Origin of the sequence: Roseovarius sp. MMSF_3350, from assembly GCF_030733425.1 — a bacterium.
GTDB lineage: Bacteria > Pseudomonadota > Alphaproteobacteria > Rhodobacterales > Rhodobacteraceae > Roseovarius.
Genome location: NZ_JASHIZ010000001.1, coordinates 169,796 through 185,588, shown reverse-complemented (window position 1 = coordinate 185,588; position 15,793 = coordinate 169,796). Strand labels below are relative to the sequence as shown.

At 61.6% G+C, this 15,793-nt stretch carries 16 protein-coding genes; 10 read left to right on the top strand and 6 right to left on the bottom strand.

The window, feature by feature from the left end; all coding sequences use genetic code 11:
• Positions 1-49: 49 nt before the first annotated feature.
• On the bottom strand, positions 50-1,423 hold the full coding sequence (locus RBB31_RS00910; protein WP_306127681.1) for an L-serine ammonia-lyase: 1,374 nt from the start codon (positions 1,421-1,423) through the stop codon (positions 50-52).
• Between the two features lie 439 nt (positions 1,424-1,862).
• Here RBB31_RS00910 and rpiA point away from each other — a divergent pair, with 439 nt between their 5' ends.
• The 6 genes from rpiA (at position 1,863) to RBB31_RS00880 (ending at position 8,354) form a co-directional block, all read left to right on the top strand.
• Positions 1,863-2,651, top strand: coding sequence for a ribose-5-phosphate isomerase RpiA (gene rpiA / locus RBB31_RS00905; RefSeq protein ID WP_306127377.1), 789 nt, complete (start codon positions 1,863-1,865; stop codon positions 2,649-2,651).
• A gap of 13 nt (positions 2,652-2,664) precedes the next feature.
• Entirely contained in the window at positions 2,665-4,122 is a 1,458-nt protein-coding gene (locus RBB31_RS00900) for an FAD-dependent oxidoreductase (RefSeq protein WP_306127376.1), read from the top strand.
• 72 nt (positions 4,123-4,194) lie between these two features.
• Positions 4,195-5,367, top strand: a complete 1,173-nt coding sequence (hflK, locus tag RBB31_RS00895) for an FtsH protease activity modulator HflK (RefSeq protein WP_306127375.1) — start codon at positions 4,195-4,197, stop codon at positions 5,365-5,367.
• A complete protein-coding gene (gene hflC / locus RBB31_RS00890) occupies positions 5,367-6,515 on the top strand; it encodes a protease modulator HflC (RefSeq protein WP_306127374.1) in 1,149 nt (382 codons plus the stop codon). Before hflK ends, hflC begins: the two co-directional genes overlap by 1 nt.
• An 8-nt stretch (positions 6,516-6,523) precedes the next feature.
• Positions 6,524-6,709 carry a DUF2065 family protein gene (locus tag RBB31_RS00885; RefSeq protein WP_306127373.1) on the top strand — a complete coding sequence of 62 codons (186 nt, stop codon included), beginning with the start codon at positions 6,524-6,526 and terminating at the stop codon, positions 6,707-6,709.
• A 193-nt stretch (positions 6,710-6,902) separates the two neighbouring features.
• Positions 6,903-8,354: a DegQ family serine endoprotease gene (locus tag RBB31_RS00880; protein WP_306127372.1), complete on the top strand. Its 1,452-nt coding sequence runs from the start codon at positions 6,903-6,905 to the stop codon at positions 8,352-8,354.
• 71 nt (positions 8,355-8,425) lie between these two features.
• On the opposite strand, the gene RBB31_RS00875 is transcribed toward RBB31_RS00880, so the two are convergent.
• The 4 genes from RBB31_RS00875 to rbfA form a co-directional block, all read right to left on the bottom strand.
• Positions 8,426-8,983: a DUF1643 domain-containing protein gene (locus RBB31_RS00875; RefSeq protein WP_306127371.1), complete on the bottom strand. Its 558-nt coding sequence runs from the start codon at positions 8,981-8,983 to the stop codon at positions 8,426-8,428.
• On the bottom strand, positions 8,980-9,894 hold the full coding sequence (gene truB / locus RBB31_RS00870) for a tRNA pseudouridine(55) synthase TruB (protein ID WP_306127370.1): 915 nt from the start codon (positions 9,892-9,894) through the stop codon (positions 8,980-8,982). Before truB ends, RBB31_RS00875 begins: the two co-directional genes overlap by 4 nt.
• A gap of 77 nt (positions 9,895-9,971) precedes the next feature.
• On the bottom strand, positions 9,972-10,703 hold the full coding sequence (locus tag RBB31_RS00865) for a phosphodiester glycosidase family protein (RefSeq protein ID WP_306127680.1): 732 nt from the start codon (positions 10,701-10,703) through the stop codon (positions 9,972-9,974).
• 4 nt (positions 10,704-10,707) lie between these two features.
• Complete coding sequence (rbfA, locus tag RBB31_RS00860; protein ID WP_306127369.1) at positions 10,708-11,103, bottom strand: 30S ribosome-binding factor RbfA; 396 nt, start codon at positions 11,101-11,103, stop codon at positions 10,708-10,710.
• A gap of 84 nt (positions 11,104-11,187) precedes the next feature.
• On the opposite strand from rbfA, the gene dapB reads away from it, so the two are divergent.
• Positions 11,188-12,006, top strand: a complete 819-nt coding sequence (dapB, locus tag RBB31_RS00855; protein WP_306127368.1) for a 4-hydroxy-tetrahydrodipicolinate reductase — start codon at positions 11,188-11,190, stop codon at positions 12,004-12,006.
• Between the two features lie 53 nt (positions 12,007-12,059).
• Entirely contained in the window at positions 12,060-12,413 is a 354-nt protein-coding gene (locus RBB31_RS00850; RefSeq protein WP_306127367.1) for a dihydrodipicolinate reductase, read from the top strand.
• A 21-nt stretch (positions 12,414-12,434) separates the two neighbouring features.
• On the opposite strand, the gene RBB31_RS00845 is transcribed toward RBB31_RS00850, so the two are convergent.
• A complete protein-coding gene (locus tag RBB31_RS00845; RefSeq protein WP_306127366.1) occupies positions 12,435-12,611 on the bottom strand; it encodes a DUF1674 domain-containing protein in 177 nt (58 codons plus the stop codon).
• A 67-nt stretch (positions 12,612-12,678) separates the two neighbouring features.
• On the opposite strand from RBB31_RS00845, the gene RBB31_RS00840 reads away from it, so the two are divergent.
• Together RBB31_RS00840 and RBB31_RS00835 are read left to right on the top strand one after the other, a co-directional pair.
• Positions 12,679-13,944 carry an RsmB/NOP family class I SAM-dependent RNA methyltransferase gene (locus RBB31_RS00840; RefSeq protein WP_306127365.1) on the top strand — a complete coding sequence of 422 codons (1,266 nt, stop codon included), beginning with the start codon at positions 12,679-12,681 and terminating at the stop codon, positions 13,942-13,944.
• A gap of 91 nt (positions 13,945-14,035) precedes the next feature.
• Complete coding sequence (locus RBB31_RS00835) at positions 14,036-15,778, top strand: heparinase II/III family protein (protein WP_306127364.1); 1,743 nt, start codon at positions 14,036-14,038, stop codon at positions 15,776-15,778.
• The last annotated feature ends 15 nt before the right edge of the window (positions 15,779-15,793 follow it).

The following is a 15,793-nucleotide window of genomic DNA, read 5'->3' as shown; positions in this document are numbered from 1 at the left end:
CGGCGTCAAGCCCTTAACCGCAGCAGACAGCTTCTAGAGACGGGCCCGTTCAGCAATTCGGCACGTTGACGGCAAGACCGCCCAGCGAGGTTTCCTTGTAACGTTCGCTCATGTCCTCGCCAGTCTGGCGCATCGTTTCAATGCAAGCATCCAACGGCACAAGATGGACCCCGTCACCGCGGAGGGCCAGGCTCGCGGCACTTACAGCCTTGATCGCACCAAGCCCGTTACGCTCGATGCAAGGTACCTGCACCAGCCCCTTCACCGGGTCACATGTCATGCCAAGGTGGTGCTCCAACGCGATTTCGGCCGCATTCTCGATCTGAGCGGGTGTGCCGCCCAGCACCGCAGCCAGCCCAGCAGCGCCCATGGCGGACGCACTGCCGACTTCGGCTTGGCAACCTGCCTCGGCACCGCTGATCGACGCATTGAACTTCACCAGGCCGCCGATCGCCGCTGCGGTCAGAAGAAACGTTTCGATGTCGCGTTCATTGGCCCCAGGCACATGCTCCAGCCAGTACTTGATGACTGCCGGCACAACCCCTGCCGCGCCGTTGGTCGGCGCTGTCACGACCTGCCCTCCCGCGGCGTTTTCCTCGTTCACGGCCATGGCATAGATGCTGATCCAGTCGTTGATCTTGTGTGGCGCGTTCAGGTTCGTGCCGCGCTCCGCGAGAAGCGCCTCGTAGATCGCCTTGGACCGGCGACGCACCTTAAGGCCACCGGGCAGGATCCCGTCATTGGCGAGACCGCGTTCGATGCAGTCGTCCATAACCTGCCACAAGCGCGCCACGCCGCTTTGCAGATTTTTGGAGCCGCCGCGCGAGATCTCGTTGGCCCTTTTCATCTCGGCGATGGTTTTGCCGCTGGTTTCGGACATTTCCAGCATTTCGGCCGCGCTCTTGAAAGGATAGGGTACCGGCGGGCCATCGTCGGTATCGCGACCCGCGGCGAGTTCATCAGCCGTCAGGACGAACCCGCCGCCGACCGAATAGTATGTCTCTTGCAGGATCACGTCGCCCTGTCTGTCGATCGCCATGAAGATCATTCCGTTGGCATGCCCGGGCAGGTTCGGGCCAAAATCAAACTGAAGGTCCTCTTTGGGATGGAAATGTAGGGATGGCAGGCCCGGCGGCGTCACCGTGCCCGTTTCGCGGATTTCCGCAAGGACCGCTTCGGCCTCTTCATTGTCATATGTTTCCGGGCGGAACCCGGCGAGGCCGAGGATCGTTGCGCGGTCAGTTGCATGTCCAACCCCGGTAAAGGCGAGCGATCCGTGCAAGCTTGCGCGCAGGCCATGAAACTCAAATGGTGAGGCGCGCATCAGGTCCAGAAATCTGGCGGCCGCCACCATAGGCCCCATCGTGTGCGAGGAGGACGGACCGATTCCGATCTTGAACATATCAAATACAGAGAGAAACATGGCTGCGAACCTAGAACATTCGGGGCCCTCGCCCAAGCGATCACTAGGATGCATCGCATATCCGAAGCCGCCCAAAACCGACGCCGGTCCGGCAATCCACGCCATTGCCGTGTTTAATTTCACGTTCAGTTAACCGACTCACGTCATAGTGGAACCACGAACGGTTTGACACGTTCGCTAAAACATCACGTTCACTCCGATTTTGGAGCACGGAAATGCAGACAACAGGGTTCATCCTACTTCTCGCCGCAGGCGTCATTGTCTTTTTCGGCGGCGAGTCGACCAGCACGAAAACTTTTCCCTCCGCGATTTCTTCGGATCCGGCGACGATCCGGGCACAATAGGGGCGAACTGCCTTGGTCTTGAAATGACCCCTCGCCCCTGACGCGCAAACTCCCTATAACGCGGGCCACAACGCCTGCCTGATGGAGAGATGCGCATGACCGGAGAGCTGTCACCGATCGACAAAGCCAAATTTGTGGCCGCGAAACGCTCCGTCGACTATGTCGAGGACGGCATGCGCGTCGGGCTCGGAACCGGATCCACGGCGGCCTGGATGGTACGCTGTCTTGGAGAACTTGTAAGGGAAGACGGCCTCAAGATCCGCGGTGTCCCGACATCGACGCGAACGGCTGAACTTGCGCGCGAGGTCGGCATCGAGGTCATCAGCCTCGACGAGGCCCGTTGGATCGACGTGACCATCGACGGGGCGGATGAATTCGACGGCAACCTGAACCTCATCAAAGGTGGCGGCGGAGCGCTCCTGCAGGAGAAGATCGTGGCGACGGCGTCGGATCAGATGATCGTCATCGCCGATGTCGGCAAGGAGGTCGAAAAACTCGGCGCCTTCCCCTTGCCGGTCGAAGTCATTCCTTTCGGATGGCAGACAACCAAGTCACTGATCGAGGAAATGCTGATTTCGATGGATGTTCTAGGCCGGGACACGACCTTGCGCATGAACGGCGACAGCGCCTACGTTACGGATGAGGGGAACTACATTCTTGATCTTCACCTCGGTCGCATCGGGAACGCCCATCAATTGGCAATGGTTCTGAACCAGATGCCCGGTGTCGTCGAGAATGGCCTGTTCATCGACATTTGCGACGTCGTTATACTCGGCTACGGCGACGGGCGTGTTGAAACGCGCGACATCAACGAAGGCACGGTCGAGGAAGATCGGCTAGACTTTATAGAGACCGACAACCTTTTCACCGACTTGCAGGACTGAGGGCACAATGGCGATGGCATTCGACTTTGATCTTTTCGTCATCGGCGGCGGCTCCGGTGGCGTCCGGGCGGCGCGTGTGGCTAGCGCCAGCGGCGCCAAAGTCGCCCTGGCCGAAGAGGACCGCTATGGCGGCACCTGCGTGATCCGCGGTTGCGTCCCCAAGAAACTGATGGTTTTCGCATCGGAGTTTTCGACCTTCCCCGCCGAAGCCGCAGCCTATGGTTGGGACATGAAGCTGGGTGCCTTCGATTGGCCCGGATTCCGCAATCGCCTGCACGGCGAGCTCGACAGGCTCGAAAGCGTGTATCGCAGCCTTCTGGAAAATTCCGGCGTCACGATGTTCGACGGTCGCGCCTGTCTCAAGGACGCCAACACGATCATCATGTCTACGGGCGAGGAGGTTACGGCGAAACATATCCTCGTTGCCACGGGCGGTCACCCTATACGCCCGGACCTGCCCAATGCCGAACTCGGGATGGTGTCCGACGACATCTTCCATATGGAGGAGCTGCCCAAGTCCATCCTGATCGTCGGCGGCGGCTATATCGCTTGTGAATTTGCCTGCGTTATGGCCGGGCTCGGAGTGAACGTTTCGCTGTATTATCGCGGCGCGCAGATCCTGCGCGGATTCGACGAGGAGGCGCGCGGCATTATCGCAGAAGGCATGAGCGAGAGAGGCATTGACCTGCATTTCGGTACCAATATCGTGGAAATGGCGCCAGCAAGCGAGGATCGCCCAGCTGAGACTGAATTCACCGAATCGGAAGCCTCGATGGGGGCTCCGGCAGGAGAGCTTTCACATAAAGCCGACGTTCCGGACGATTATAAGGGCCCGATCCGGGTGAAGGCCACCAACGGCAAGGAAGCTGAATTCGACGCGGTCCTTTTTGCCATCGGCCGTGCTCCGAACACAATGGACATGGGGTTGGAGGAGGCGGGCGTCGAACTGGGTCGCCGCGGTCAGATCGTCGTGGACGAGTATAGTCAGACGTCTGTCCCTTCGATCTACGCCATCGGGGATGTGACCAACCGGGTCAATCTGACCCCCGTTGCGATCCGCGAAGGAATGGCATTCGTCGAGACCGTGTTCAAAGACAACCCGACGCCGATCGATCACGAACTGATACCGTCCGCGGTGTTTACCCAACCCGAATTCGGCACGGTGGGCCTGACGGAGGAAGAAGCCCAGGAGCAAGAACCCGTGCACGTCTACTGCACATCGTTCCGCCCGATGCGCACGGCGTTTGCCGGACAGCCCTACCGGGTGTTGATGAAGTTGGTGGTTTCCAAGGAAACCGACAGGGTCATGGGCTGCCACATCGTCGCACCGAATGCGGGCGAAATGATCCAGCTGGCTGGCATCGCAGTCAAGATGGGTGCGACGAAAGCCGATTTTGACCGCACCGTTGCCGTACACCCGACGATGTCCGAAGAGATCGTGACCATGCGGGACCCCATGCGGAGCGGTTGAATTTTTGACTGTTGTGCACAGTTATGACACAGGGATGGCGCTTTGCGCGTTTGGATGAAGGGAAGAGATTTCATGGCTGGACATTCTGGCGGCCCGTGGGGCGGCGGTGGAGGCAACCGGGGCGGTGGTGGTGACGACGATCGCGGCAACCGCGGCAACGGCAACCGGCGCCCGCCCGAAGGCGGCTCGCAGATCCCCGAAATCGACGAGCTGGTGCGCAAGGGTCAGGACCAGCTTCGCGTTCTGATGGGCGGTCGCGGCGGCCGGGGTCGCGGGAACGGCGTAGGCGGCGATGGCGGCGGCGGACCCGGATTTGGCCGCGGCACGATTGTGATCGGTGCCTTGATTGCCGTGGCGCTATGGGCAGCCGCGAGCTTCTATACCGTCAAGCCGGAAGAACAGTCCGTGGAACTCTTTCTTGGCGAATATTACTCGACCGGGGACCCTGGTTTGAATTTCGCACCGTGGCCACTGGTGTCGGCCGAGGTCGTGAACGTCACCTCTGAACGCACCGAGAATATCGGAAGCGGGCGCAGCAGTGCCGCAGGCGGCGACGGGCTTATGCTGACCACCGACGCCAATATCGTCGACATCGACTTTCAGGTCGTGTGGAACATCAACGATCCCGCCAAGCTATTATTCAACATTCGTGACCCTCAACTGACGGTTCAGGCCGTGTCCGAGGCCGTCATGCGTGAGATCATCGCGGCGACGAACCTGGCGCCGATCCTCAACCGGGACCGTGGCATCATCGCCGATACCGCGCGTGAGAACATCCAGTCCACGCTCGACGAATACGACAGCGGCATCAACATCGTCCGGGTCAACCTCGACACCGCCGATCCGCCGCGCGAGGTGATTGATGCCTTCCGCGAAGTGCAGGCCGCCGAACAAGAGCGTGATCGTCTGCAACGCCAGGCCGACGCCTACGCTAACCGCGTTCTGGCCGAGGCTCGTGGTGAAGCTGCGCAAGTGCTGGAACAGGCCGAGGGCTACCGCGCACGCGTTGTCAACGAAGCCATCGGTGAAGCCAGCCGTTTCATCGCCGTGGCACAGGAGTTTAACGAGGCACCGGAAGTTACACAGCGTCGCCTGTACCTCGAAACCGTGGAACGTACGCTCGGCAAAATGGAGAAGATCCTCCTTGATGAATCCACCGGGGCGTCCGGCGAGGGCGTACTGCCCTACCTGCCCCTCGACCAATTGCGCCGCTCTGGCCAGTCCGGAAACGGAGGATCGAACTGATGCGTAAATCCGCCCTTCTTCTTCCCGTATTGGCCGTTGCGGTCATGGGCCTTCTGTCGTCGCTATATATCGTGGACGAACGAGAGAAAGCGCTGGTGCTGCAATTCGGCCAGATCAAGAAAGTGGTCGAAGAGCCGGGTCTTGGTTTCAAGATCCCGATCATTCAGGATGTGGTACGATATGACCGCCGGATCCTGTCGCTCGATACCGATGCGATCGAGGTGACACCTTCGGATGACCGCCGCCTCGTGGTCGATGCCTTCACGCGCTACCGTATTGCCGATGTCGTCCAGTTCCGGCAGGCCGTGGGTATTGGCGGCACACGCGTTGCCGAAGATCGCCTCGCCTCGGTTCTGAATGCCCAGATCCGTGAGGTGCTGGGTGCCGATCAGGTGACATCCGACACGATTCTTTCGCCACAGCGGCGTGACCTCGCCGTACGCATACTGGAGCAGGCCCGTGCCAGTGCCGCCGGCCTAGGGTTGGAGATCGTCGACGTCCGCCTGAAACAGACCAACCTGCCCCAGCAGAACCTCGAGGCGACATTTGCACGTATGCGGGCAGAGCGTGAACGCGAGGCTGCCGACGAGATTGCCCGGGGTAACGAGGCCGCGCAACGTGTGCGTGCCGCGGCGGATCGTACCGTAGTCGAGACCGTCTCGAACGCGGAACGCGAAGCCGAGATCACACGGGGCGAGGCCGATGCCGAGCGAAATCGCATCTATGCCGAAGCATTCGGCAACAACCCAGATTTCTTCGCATTCTATCGCTCGCTTACCGCACTGGAAAGGTCGATGAACGAAGAGAACTCCACGATCGTCTTCTCGCCGCAAAGCGGGTTCCTCGGACAGATGTTCGAGGCCGTGCGTGCCGACGGTCTGGGAGAGGTCGCGCTGGAGGAGTTCGATATGGAACGCCTGCGCGAGATGGCGCCTGAAACGGAAATCTCGCCAGACTTGCCGGAGAGCGAGCGGCAACGCCTGGAAGAAGACGCCGCCGAACAGGAAGCGCGTCAAGAGGCCGACGCGGCGGCCGAAGAGGAAGAGGCCGAGAACGAAAGTCCTGATGAAGATGCGCCAACGGAAGATGCGCCTCAGGATATCACGACGGAAGACGATGATCCCGTCAGCGACGACGTTACAAATTGATTGCAACGATGTTCCTTGCCCTCGGGCTTGTTCTGATCGTCGAGGGGCTGGTGTACGCACTGGCCCCTTCGCTTGTCGAGCAGCTACTCGCCGCACTGCGCGCCCTGCCAGAGGAACAGCGCAGATTGATCGGCCTTGCGGCGCTGGCGTTCGGCGCCGTGCTGGTGTGGTGCGCGAAAATGCTGGGGGCGTGACGCGTCCCTATTGCACGTTGCCGCACAAAACGTTCACATGGACGTGACATCCTGTTGTGAATTTGGCGTTTGCGTACGGCGTCCCTAAATAAGCACCAGAACGGGCAGGCCGCTCGCGCAAGCGGCAGGCTCTCTATTTCAGACACCGATCAAGGAGTGGTCTCGCGTGAAAGCACAAACTCTCTCACAACACATGACGCCGGCAGCCGCGATCCGCGCGCTCTGGCTTACGGCCTTGGCGATGGCTCTGCTGATCGCTCAGGCGATCAGCGCAAATGCACGGCCCGAAAGCTTTGCCGATCTGGCACAGGAGGTCAGCCCGGCCGTCGTCAACATCACCACCTCGACCGTCGTCGCCCAAGGCACCGGGCCCTCGCCCATCGTGCCCGAAGGCTCTCCGTTCGAGGATTTCTTCCGGGACTTCCAGGATCGGAACAACAATGGTGACCGGCCCCGCCGCACATCCGCGCTCGGCTCAGGCTTCGTCATTTCCGAAGACGGTTACATCGTCACCAACAACCACGTTATCGAAACCGCCGACGAGATCATTATCGAGTTTTTCTCTGGCCGCGAGCTCGAGGCAGAGGTGATCGGCACCGACCCGAAGACCGACATTGCTCTGTTGAAGGTCGAGGCCGACGGGCCGCTCCCCTTCGTCAGCTTTGCCGACAGCGACACTGCGCGCGTCGGGGACTGGGTTATTGCGATGGGCAACCCGCTGGGCCAAGGCTTCTCGGTTTCGGCCGGGATCGTATCTGCCCGCAACCGCGAGCTTTCTGGTACCTATGACGATTACATCCAGACCGACGCAGCCATCAACCGTGGCAACTCGGGTGGCCCGCTGTTCAATCTCGACGGTCAGGTCGTCGGAGTGAACACCGCGATCCTGTCGCCCAATGGCGGCTCGATAGGTATCGGCTTCTCGATGGCGTCCAACGTGGTGACCCGCGTTGTAGATCAGCTGCAGGAATTCGGCGAAACCCGCCGCGGCTGGCTCGGTGTTCGCATCCAGGACGTGACCGATGACGTGGCCGAGGCCATGGGCCTCGAGAAAGTCGCCGGCGCCCTGGTTACCGACGTTCCCGAAGGACCTGCCGAAGAAGCCGGCATGCAGGCGGGTGACGTGATCACGCAATTCGACGGTTACGAAGTCGAGGATACTCGGACGCTCGTACGCCGCGTCGGGAATACTGAGGTCGGCAAGACTGTCCGCGTCGTCGTCTTCCGCGAAGGCAAGACCCAGACCCTTCGCGTCACGCTTGGTCGCCGTGAGGCCGCCGAGGGTGTGGTTCCGGCAGCCCAGCCGGGCGAGAGCGAAGAGCCGTCCGAGACCGAGATCCTTGGCCTGACCTTGACGCAGCTCGACGATGATCTGCGCAGCCAGCTCGAGTTGGACGACAATGCGAGCGGCCTGGTTGTGTCCGACATCGACAATCTGTCCGAAGCTTATGAGAAAGGCATGCGCGCCGGCGACGTGATTACCGAGGCAGGGCAGCAAAAACTGTCCAGCATTTCGGATCTCGAAGCCCGGATCGAAGATGCGCGGGAAGCGGGACGCAAGTCTATCCTGCTTCTCGTCCGCCGGGCTGGCGAGCCGCGCTTCGTCGCGCTGTCGCTGGAAGCGTCGGAAGACGAGCCCGAGTAAAGCGGGCTAAAAGATCGAAAGCCAAACGGGCGCTCGGATAGAGCGCCCGTTTTCGTACCAACTCTCCCCATTCAGCGAGGCATCGGGAAATCCTGCAAGCGTGTGTCCTTGCGCAGGTAAAGCGGGTGTTTGGCCGATCCGTCCTTGTTCAATCCCAAGCATTTCAAAGGCCGTCCCGTCGACGCGATGGCAGACACTGCCTCCCGCACCAAGGCGGCGTAGCGTTGGTGGAGCTTGCCATAAGCCAAGACCACCAGTTCTGCCTGTTGCGCCATTTCGACCAGTTCGGGAGTATTTTCGGCACTGCACGCTATCGCGGGATCGTGTGGGATATCCTTGGGCGACGTCGCGCGCCAATCCAAGACATTCCCCTTGAGATAGCGGGTGAAGCCCCAGTCACGGGCGAACATCAGTTCGCGGTGACATGTCGGGTCCGATGCTGCCGCGTCTGCCACCGACGGGTTCATCCCGACGAACAGAACGGTGCGAGGCGCTGCACCCTTTGGCGTCCAGTCCCGCGTCAGGGCTTGCCGGTATTGTCCGCATTTGGAAAATCGTGCTCCGCCCACCACCCCGTCAGGCAGTCGCAGCCGCACCTTGCCGCCCGGATCGTGCGCTTTTTGCGTCATTGCGGAGCCAGGTTGAAGACTCGGCTGGGATAAAGCTCCCCGCCCTTAAAATGTCCAACCGCCACGGCCTGACCTTGCAGTGCCGCCCAGCATTCATCACCGTATTCGACATCTCCGCCGATGACCGGCGCCGGGTTTCCGTGCCGAAGGCGCGCGGCACTCATCTCGTTGCAACTGACGCACGGCAGATCGCTCAGCCCCTCTTCCAGCGGCCGCAAATACGCGTCCAGCGCAGGATCATGTGCCAACGCCTCGATCTGCTGCATCGACACAGCATCATCGGCACGAAACGGTCCGGACCAGACCCGGCGCAGCGACAGAACGTGGCCAAAACACCCCAGCACTTCGCCCAAGTCCCGAGCAACGGATCGCACGTACCCGCCCTTTCCACAGACCAACTCAAGTTCGACAGTGTCCGCGTCCGGTCGATCGGTCAGCAGCAACTCCTCCACCCATAATGGCCGGGCGGAGACCTCGAAATCCTCGCCGTCGCGGGCGCGTTTGTAGGCGCGTTCGCCGTCGATCTTTACCGCCGAAAATTTCGGCGGCACCTGCTGGATATTTCCCACGAAGCCCGAGAGCGCATTCTTTATATCTTCGTCGCACGGCCGTTCAGTGCTTTCTGCGATGACCTCGCCTTCGGCATCATCGGTGTTGGTCGCCTGACCCAACCGCACTAGGAACCGATAGGATTTCAATGCATCGGTGATGAATGGCACGGTTTTCGTCGCCTCTCCCAAAGCGATCGCCAGCACGCCGGTCGCATCGGGGTCCAGTGTTCCGGCATGTCCGGCCTTTTTTGCCTGAAACGCCCAACGCACCTTGTTGACGACTGCGGTCGACGTCACTCCGGCCGGCTTGTCGACAATCAACCAGCCTGAGATATCGCGTCCTTTGCGTTTGCGCCCCATGGTCTTGTCGTCCCTCTCGTGCGTAAAGGCCGCCGCGTATCGCAGCGCCCCGCACAAGTCAATTCAGCACCGCTCTGTTACGGCGCGACCACGCCCACGATCGGCCCCATCGGAAAGCCGCCATCGTGCCGGCCCAACTGCGGCGCATAAAGCCGCGAGATATTTCCATCGAAATAGAGCGCCTGCGGCGTCTTCAGCACGTCGCGAAAGACGCGCGCAAAAGCGTGAAAATTAACCCTATCCTCTGAAATGACGAACCAGGCCGTGTGCCCGTCCGCCGAGGTGCCCACGCCGTTGCGCACATACAGGCTGTCGCTATTCTCCAGAAACCGTGGGTGAAGCTGACCATCGATCACTAGCATCGGCCCCGACTGGCTTGCGAAATTGCACGAAGGTTCGTCCCTCTCGAAGCGCCGCGTCTCGAATACGTCGACCCTATCGTCCTGCACGCAAAAGACGCCATTTGGCAGCAATCCGAAATTGCCCGGACCTTCTCGTGTCACCAGCGATTTCGTCTCCCTGCCGGCCTCGACATAATGGCCGACCGGGCTGCGATCCTGATGGTACATGCCGGCATTCATTGCGAACAGCAACGCGCCGCCTTCACCGCGCACTTGGCGCTCTACGCTAGAAAAACTTCCCAACGGCTTGCCGGTCATCGGGTCATTAAGAAACAGCCGCAGCTTCTCTCTGTTTACGTCAACCTTGCAAGTCGTGTAGCGCGCGCCATCATAGCTGATTTGCTGGCACTCCACCGCCGCAGCGGGCCCCGCCAACAACACCAGTGCCACAAGAACCCCCCGCCACATGGGCTCAGTTCTCGACGTCGCGTCGAACGGCATCCTGCGCGAACAGGCGTCGTGTCTCGTCCAGCTGGTCAAAGGTTTCATCCAGCCGGAACCTCAGCTCCGGGGCGAATTTAAGGCCAACCTTCTTAGCGACGATCCGGCGCAGTTCGCCCTTGTTGCGGCCCAGTAGCTCCAGCACGTCGCCCTTTCCCTCACCGCCGAGCGGCAGAACGTAAGCGGTCGCAACCTTCAGATCCGGCGAGGTGCGCACCTCACCCACAGTGACCGAAAGCCGGTTCAGTTCGGGGTCGTGAATGTCGCCGCGCGCCAGCACATCGGCCAGCGTGCGGCGGATCAGTTCCCCGACGCGCAACTGCCGCTGAGAGGGTCCGGGCCCATCATGAAACTTGTTCTTTGCCATGTCACAGCATCTAAGCCCTGTGCATGTCTTTGCCAAGCGATGATCACCGGGTTATGGAGTTCGGAAAGGAAAACGGAGAGTGACATGACCGACCTGCCGGGGATTGTGGTAACCGGCGCCTCCGGGCGCATGGGACGTATGCTGATCGAGATCGTGACAGCTTCGGAAAGTGCGCAGCTGATCGGTGTTCTGGAACGACCCGGTCACGCCTGGATCGGCGCCGACGTCGGCGAGGCAATGGGAGGCGCGCCGATCGGTGTCGTTGTATCGGACGATCCGCTGGAACAAATCTCGCAAGCGCACGCCGTATTGGACTTTACTGCGCCCGCCGCGACCGTCGATTTCGCGTCATTGGCGGCCCAAGCCCGCTGCGTCCATGTGATCGGCACCACCGGACTTTCCGATGAGGACTTGGCGAAGATAAACGCCGCCGCGCGCCATGCCACCATCATCCGTGCGGGCAACATGAGCCTGGGCGTCAATCTTCTGGTCCAGTTGACCAAGAAGGTCGCTGCCGCCCTCGACGAGGATTACGACATCGAGGTGATCGAGACGCATCATAACAAGAAGGTCGATGCGCCCTCCGGGACGGCGCTGATGCTGGGACAAGCCGCTGCCGATGGACGCGGCGTGTCACTTCAACAATACTCGGACCGGGGCCGAGACGGCATCACCGGCGCCCGCACTGCCGGCCATATCGGGTTCTCGGCCATTCGCGGGGGCGATATCGTGGGCGAACATGACGTGATGTTCGCCACGGCGGGCGAGCGTATCATCCTGCGTCACATCGCCTCTGACCGCGCGGTATTCGCTCGCGGCGCGCTCAAGGCCGCCTTGTGGGGGCAAGGGCGCAAACCCGGCGAATACGACATGCTCGACGTACTCGGCCTTAACGAAAACTGATCCATTCGCTCCGGCGGCCCGTAACAGGTATTGTTTGTAACGGGAGCCAGAAAATGCGCCTGACTGTTTTCGCGATTATCGCCGCCATTGCCGGTGGCTCTGCCATTGCAGAGGAATTCAACCAGATTGACGACAAGTCAGAATTTCTGTCGGTCGTGGCCGACCGCAACCTTACTAGGCTTGGCATCAATCTGACTGTAACGCCTTCCGGGCAGATCAAAGGCAAGGCCTTTGGGCGCCCGGTGACGGGTGCGTGGCAGTGGAAATCGGGGTATTTCTGTCGCGACCTTTATTGGGGTCAGCGCAATCTTGGCCCGAACTGCCAAGCGGTCAGGGTTCAGGGCTCTACTGTCCGTTTCATCTCGGATCAGGGCACTGGCGAATATGCCGACCTGAGGCTGCAATAGCAGCCAAGGCTGGGGCGTGCCTCAGAAGTCGATCGCTATGCCCTTCTTTTCCCAGTCTCCAAAGCGGACGGGCTCGGGGCCTTTGCGGCCCCCCAGTTCCTTGGGCATTTCAAGCTGTTCGGCGGCCTTGCGCCGTTCCTCGGCTTCGGCCAAAGCGCGGATCGCTTCCGGTGGCAATTCCTTGTGGTCATCCGTCATCGTCGGGCTTCCTTCGTTTGAATGAGGCTGATATAGGCGCGTTCTGTCCAAAGGCCAAGGAAAGCCCATGCCCGCGCCCACTCCCCGCAGCACTGCCGTGGCCCTGCTCGACAAGGTATTGGGTGAAGGCCGTCTTCTTTCAGAACTCAATGCGCCGTTGTCTCGTCTTGCACCGGCAGATCGCGCACGCGCCTTGCGGTTGGCAGGTGACACGCTGCGTGGATTGGACAGGGCGGACCGCCTGCTGTCCCGACAACTTCGAAAGACGCCGCAGCTGCATGTGATGAACATCCTGCGCCTCGGCACCGTCGAACTTTGCATGGGTGGCGACGCCCACGGAGTGGTCGACGAATTGGTCTCTCTCGTCGGCGCCCATCCACGTTACAAACGGCTGCGGGGGCTCGTGAACGCCATCTTGCGCCAGATGGCAGGCGACGCCGGAAAGCCATGGAAAGACCTGCGCGTTCCCCGCATGCCCGGCTGGCTGCGTGAGCCACTCGTCTCGGCCTGGGGAAACGGCGCCGTCTCGGCGATGGAGAAAGCGCAGTTTGCCGGCGCTCCTGTCGATCTGACACTGAAGCCGGGCCAGGACCCGGGGGATTGGGCGCACCACCTTGGCGCGGTCGCCTTGCCGACCGGTTCACTGCGCCTCAGGGAGTCCGGGCAGATCTCGGCCCTGCCCGGCTTTTCGGATGGCGCTTGGTGGGTCCAGGATGCAGCCGCTGCCATGCCGGCGCGCATTCTCGCGCCAAGGACGGGCGAGCGTGTTCTGGACCTCTGCGCCGCGCCGGGGGGCAAGACGTTGCAACTTGCTGCGGCGGGAGCTTCCGTCACGTCGCTCGATATCTCGGAAAAGCGCATGGAGCGCGTGACGGAAAACCTCGCCCGAACAAACCTGTCCGCAGATATCGTCGTTGCCGACGGCCTCGGCTACCAAGGCGGTCCTTTCGATGCTGTCTTGATTGACGCGCCCTGTTCGGCGACCGGCACGATCCGTCGCCATCCCGACCTGCCCTATGCAAAGGATGGGTCGGATTTCGGGGCGCTGATTGCTTTGCAGGCACAGATGCTCGATCATGCTCTCACCCTTCTGGCGCCGGGCGGTCGGCTGGTTTTTTGCACGTGCTCGCTCCTGCCGGACGAGGGCGAGGTACAGGTCGAAGAGGCGCTAGCACGCCATGGCGGCCTGCGGACCGACATAACGGCGCTCGAGTTGCCCGGGGTCGACCCGGCCTGGCGCACCGAGGAAGGCGGGCTGCGCCTGCGGCCAGACTACTGGCCGGACCTCGGCGGAATGGACGGGTTCTATATCGCGGTCCTGCGCCGGGAATGATATGCTGTTCGCGTTCCGCCGTGACTTGAACGGCAGGGCGGAGTATACTGCGCCTACAACGCCAGGAAGAGCGTGCCGAGGCCGGGATTCGATGTCGACACCCAATCAAGATCTACCGCGCGTCACGCGGTTTCTGAACCGTCTCGCTGCGCGTCGGGCGACGTTCGGCGGCCGGGTGACCACGTTCGTCTCACAGCCCGACCCCCGCACCATCGGCAGTTTCGCCCGCGGCCGTCAGCTATGCGCCGGCAACTTCCTGTTTTCGGGGCATCTCGTGCGCGACCCCGGCAAGACGCCATGGGATATTCCCCCGGCCGACGCCGCTTTCTCACGCGAAGTACATGGCTTCACCTGGCTTGATGATCTCGCTGCTGCCGGTGACACCACCGCACGCACCTGTGCGCAGGATTGGCTCTGGCGCTGGATCGAGCTTTATGGACGCGGACGCGGTCCCGGTTGGACACCAGATCTGGCAGGCCGGCGCATCATTCGCTGGATCAACCATGCGATCTTTCTGCTGGCGGGCCGTACACAGGCCCAATCGGATCAATTCCTGCGTTCACTCTCACAGCAGACGCTGTTTCTCGCGCGTCGTTGGCGGGCTACGGCACCCGGACTGCCCCGGTTCGAGGCACTGACCGGCCTGGTATACGCAGGCCTCTCGCTTGAAGGCTTGTCATCGCATGTCGGCCCCGCGTCGAGCGCCTTGGCCCGGGAATGCGCCCGTCAGATCGACGATCAGGGTGGTTTGCCAACCCGCAACCCCGAAGAGTTGCTCGAAGTTTTTACTTTGCTGACCTGGGCCGCAGAAACCCTGACCGCGGCCGGACAAAGCCCCTTGTCGGCGCATTGGGCCGCGATCGAACGGATAAGTCCAACGCTGCGAACCCTGCGCCATTCCGATGGCGGGCTGGCGCGGTTCCATGGCGGTGGTCGCGGCCTGGACGGGCGTCTCGATGCGGCACTCGCCGCCAGCCAGATCAAGGGTCGCCACGCCAGCGGCCTCTCCATGGGGTTCGCGCGGCTGAGCGCCGGGCGCAGCTCTCTGATCGTAGACGCGGCCGTGCCGCCCGAGGGCAAGGCCTCCAGCAATGCCCATGCTTCTACTCTGGCGTTCGAACTGACGGCGGGTCGCCGGCCTTTGATCGTGAACTGCGGCGCCGGCGCCAGTTTCGGCGCCGCGTGGCGGCGTGCCGGACGGGCGACCCCTTCGCATTCCACCCTGATCTTGAACGGCCAATCCAGCAGCCGCCTAGGAAAGGGGCCACAGAAGCAGGATTTGCTGGTCGACGGCCCGTCGGACGTCCCAATTCGCGTCAACCACGCGCCGGACGGTCTAACGTTCGAAGGCGGGCATGACGGTTATGTCAATGGATATGGCCTGACCCATGTGCGAAAGCTGGAGATGACGTTTGACGGTCGCGGCATCGCGGGCGAAGACATGCTTCTGGCGCTGGACGCTGCCCACAAACGGCGCTTTGACCGTGCACTCGACGGTATGAAGCTGCGAGGCATACCCTTCGACATCCGGTTTCACCTGCATCCCGATGTAGACGTCTCGGTCGATTTGGGCGGAACGGCCGTCTCCATGGCCCTAAAGAGCGGCGAGATCTGGATTTTCCGCGGTGATGGGTCCGCCAGCCTCTCTGTGGAAACGAGCGTTTACCTTGAAACCGGACGGCTGAAGCCACGTGCGACCAAACAAATCGTTCTATCCGGTCGCGCGATGGAGTATGCGACGCGTACGAGATGGTCACTGGCCAAGCCTCAGGATTCTCCGATCGGCGTGCGCGATCTGGCAGAGGACGGGCAAACGCCGGTGGCTCTCAGTTGACCTGACCCGAAGACT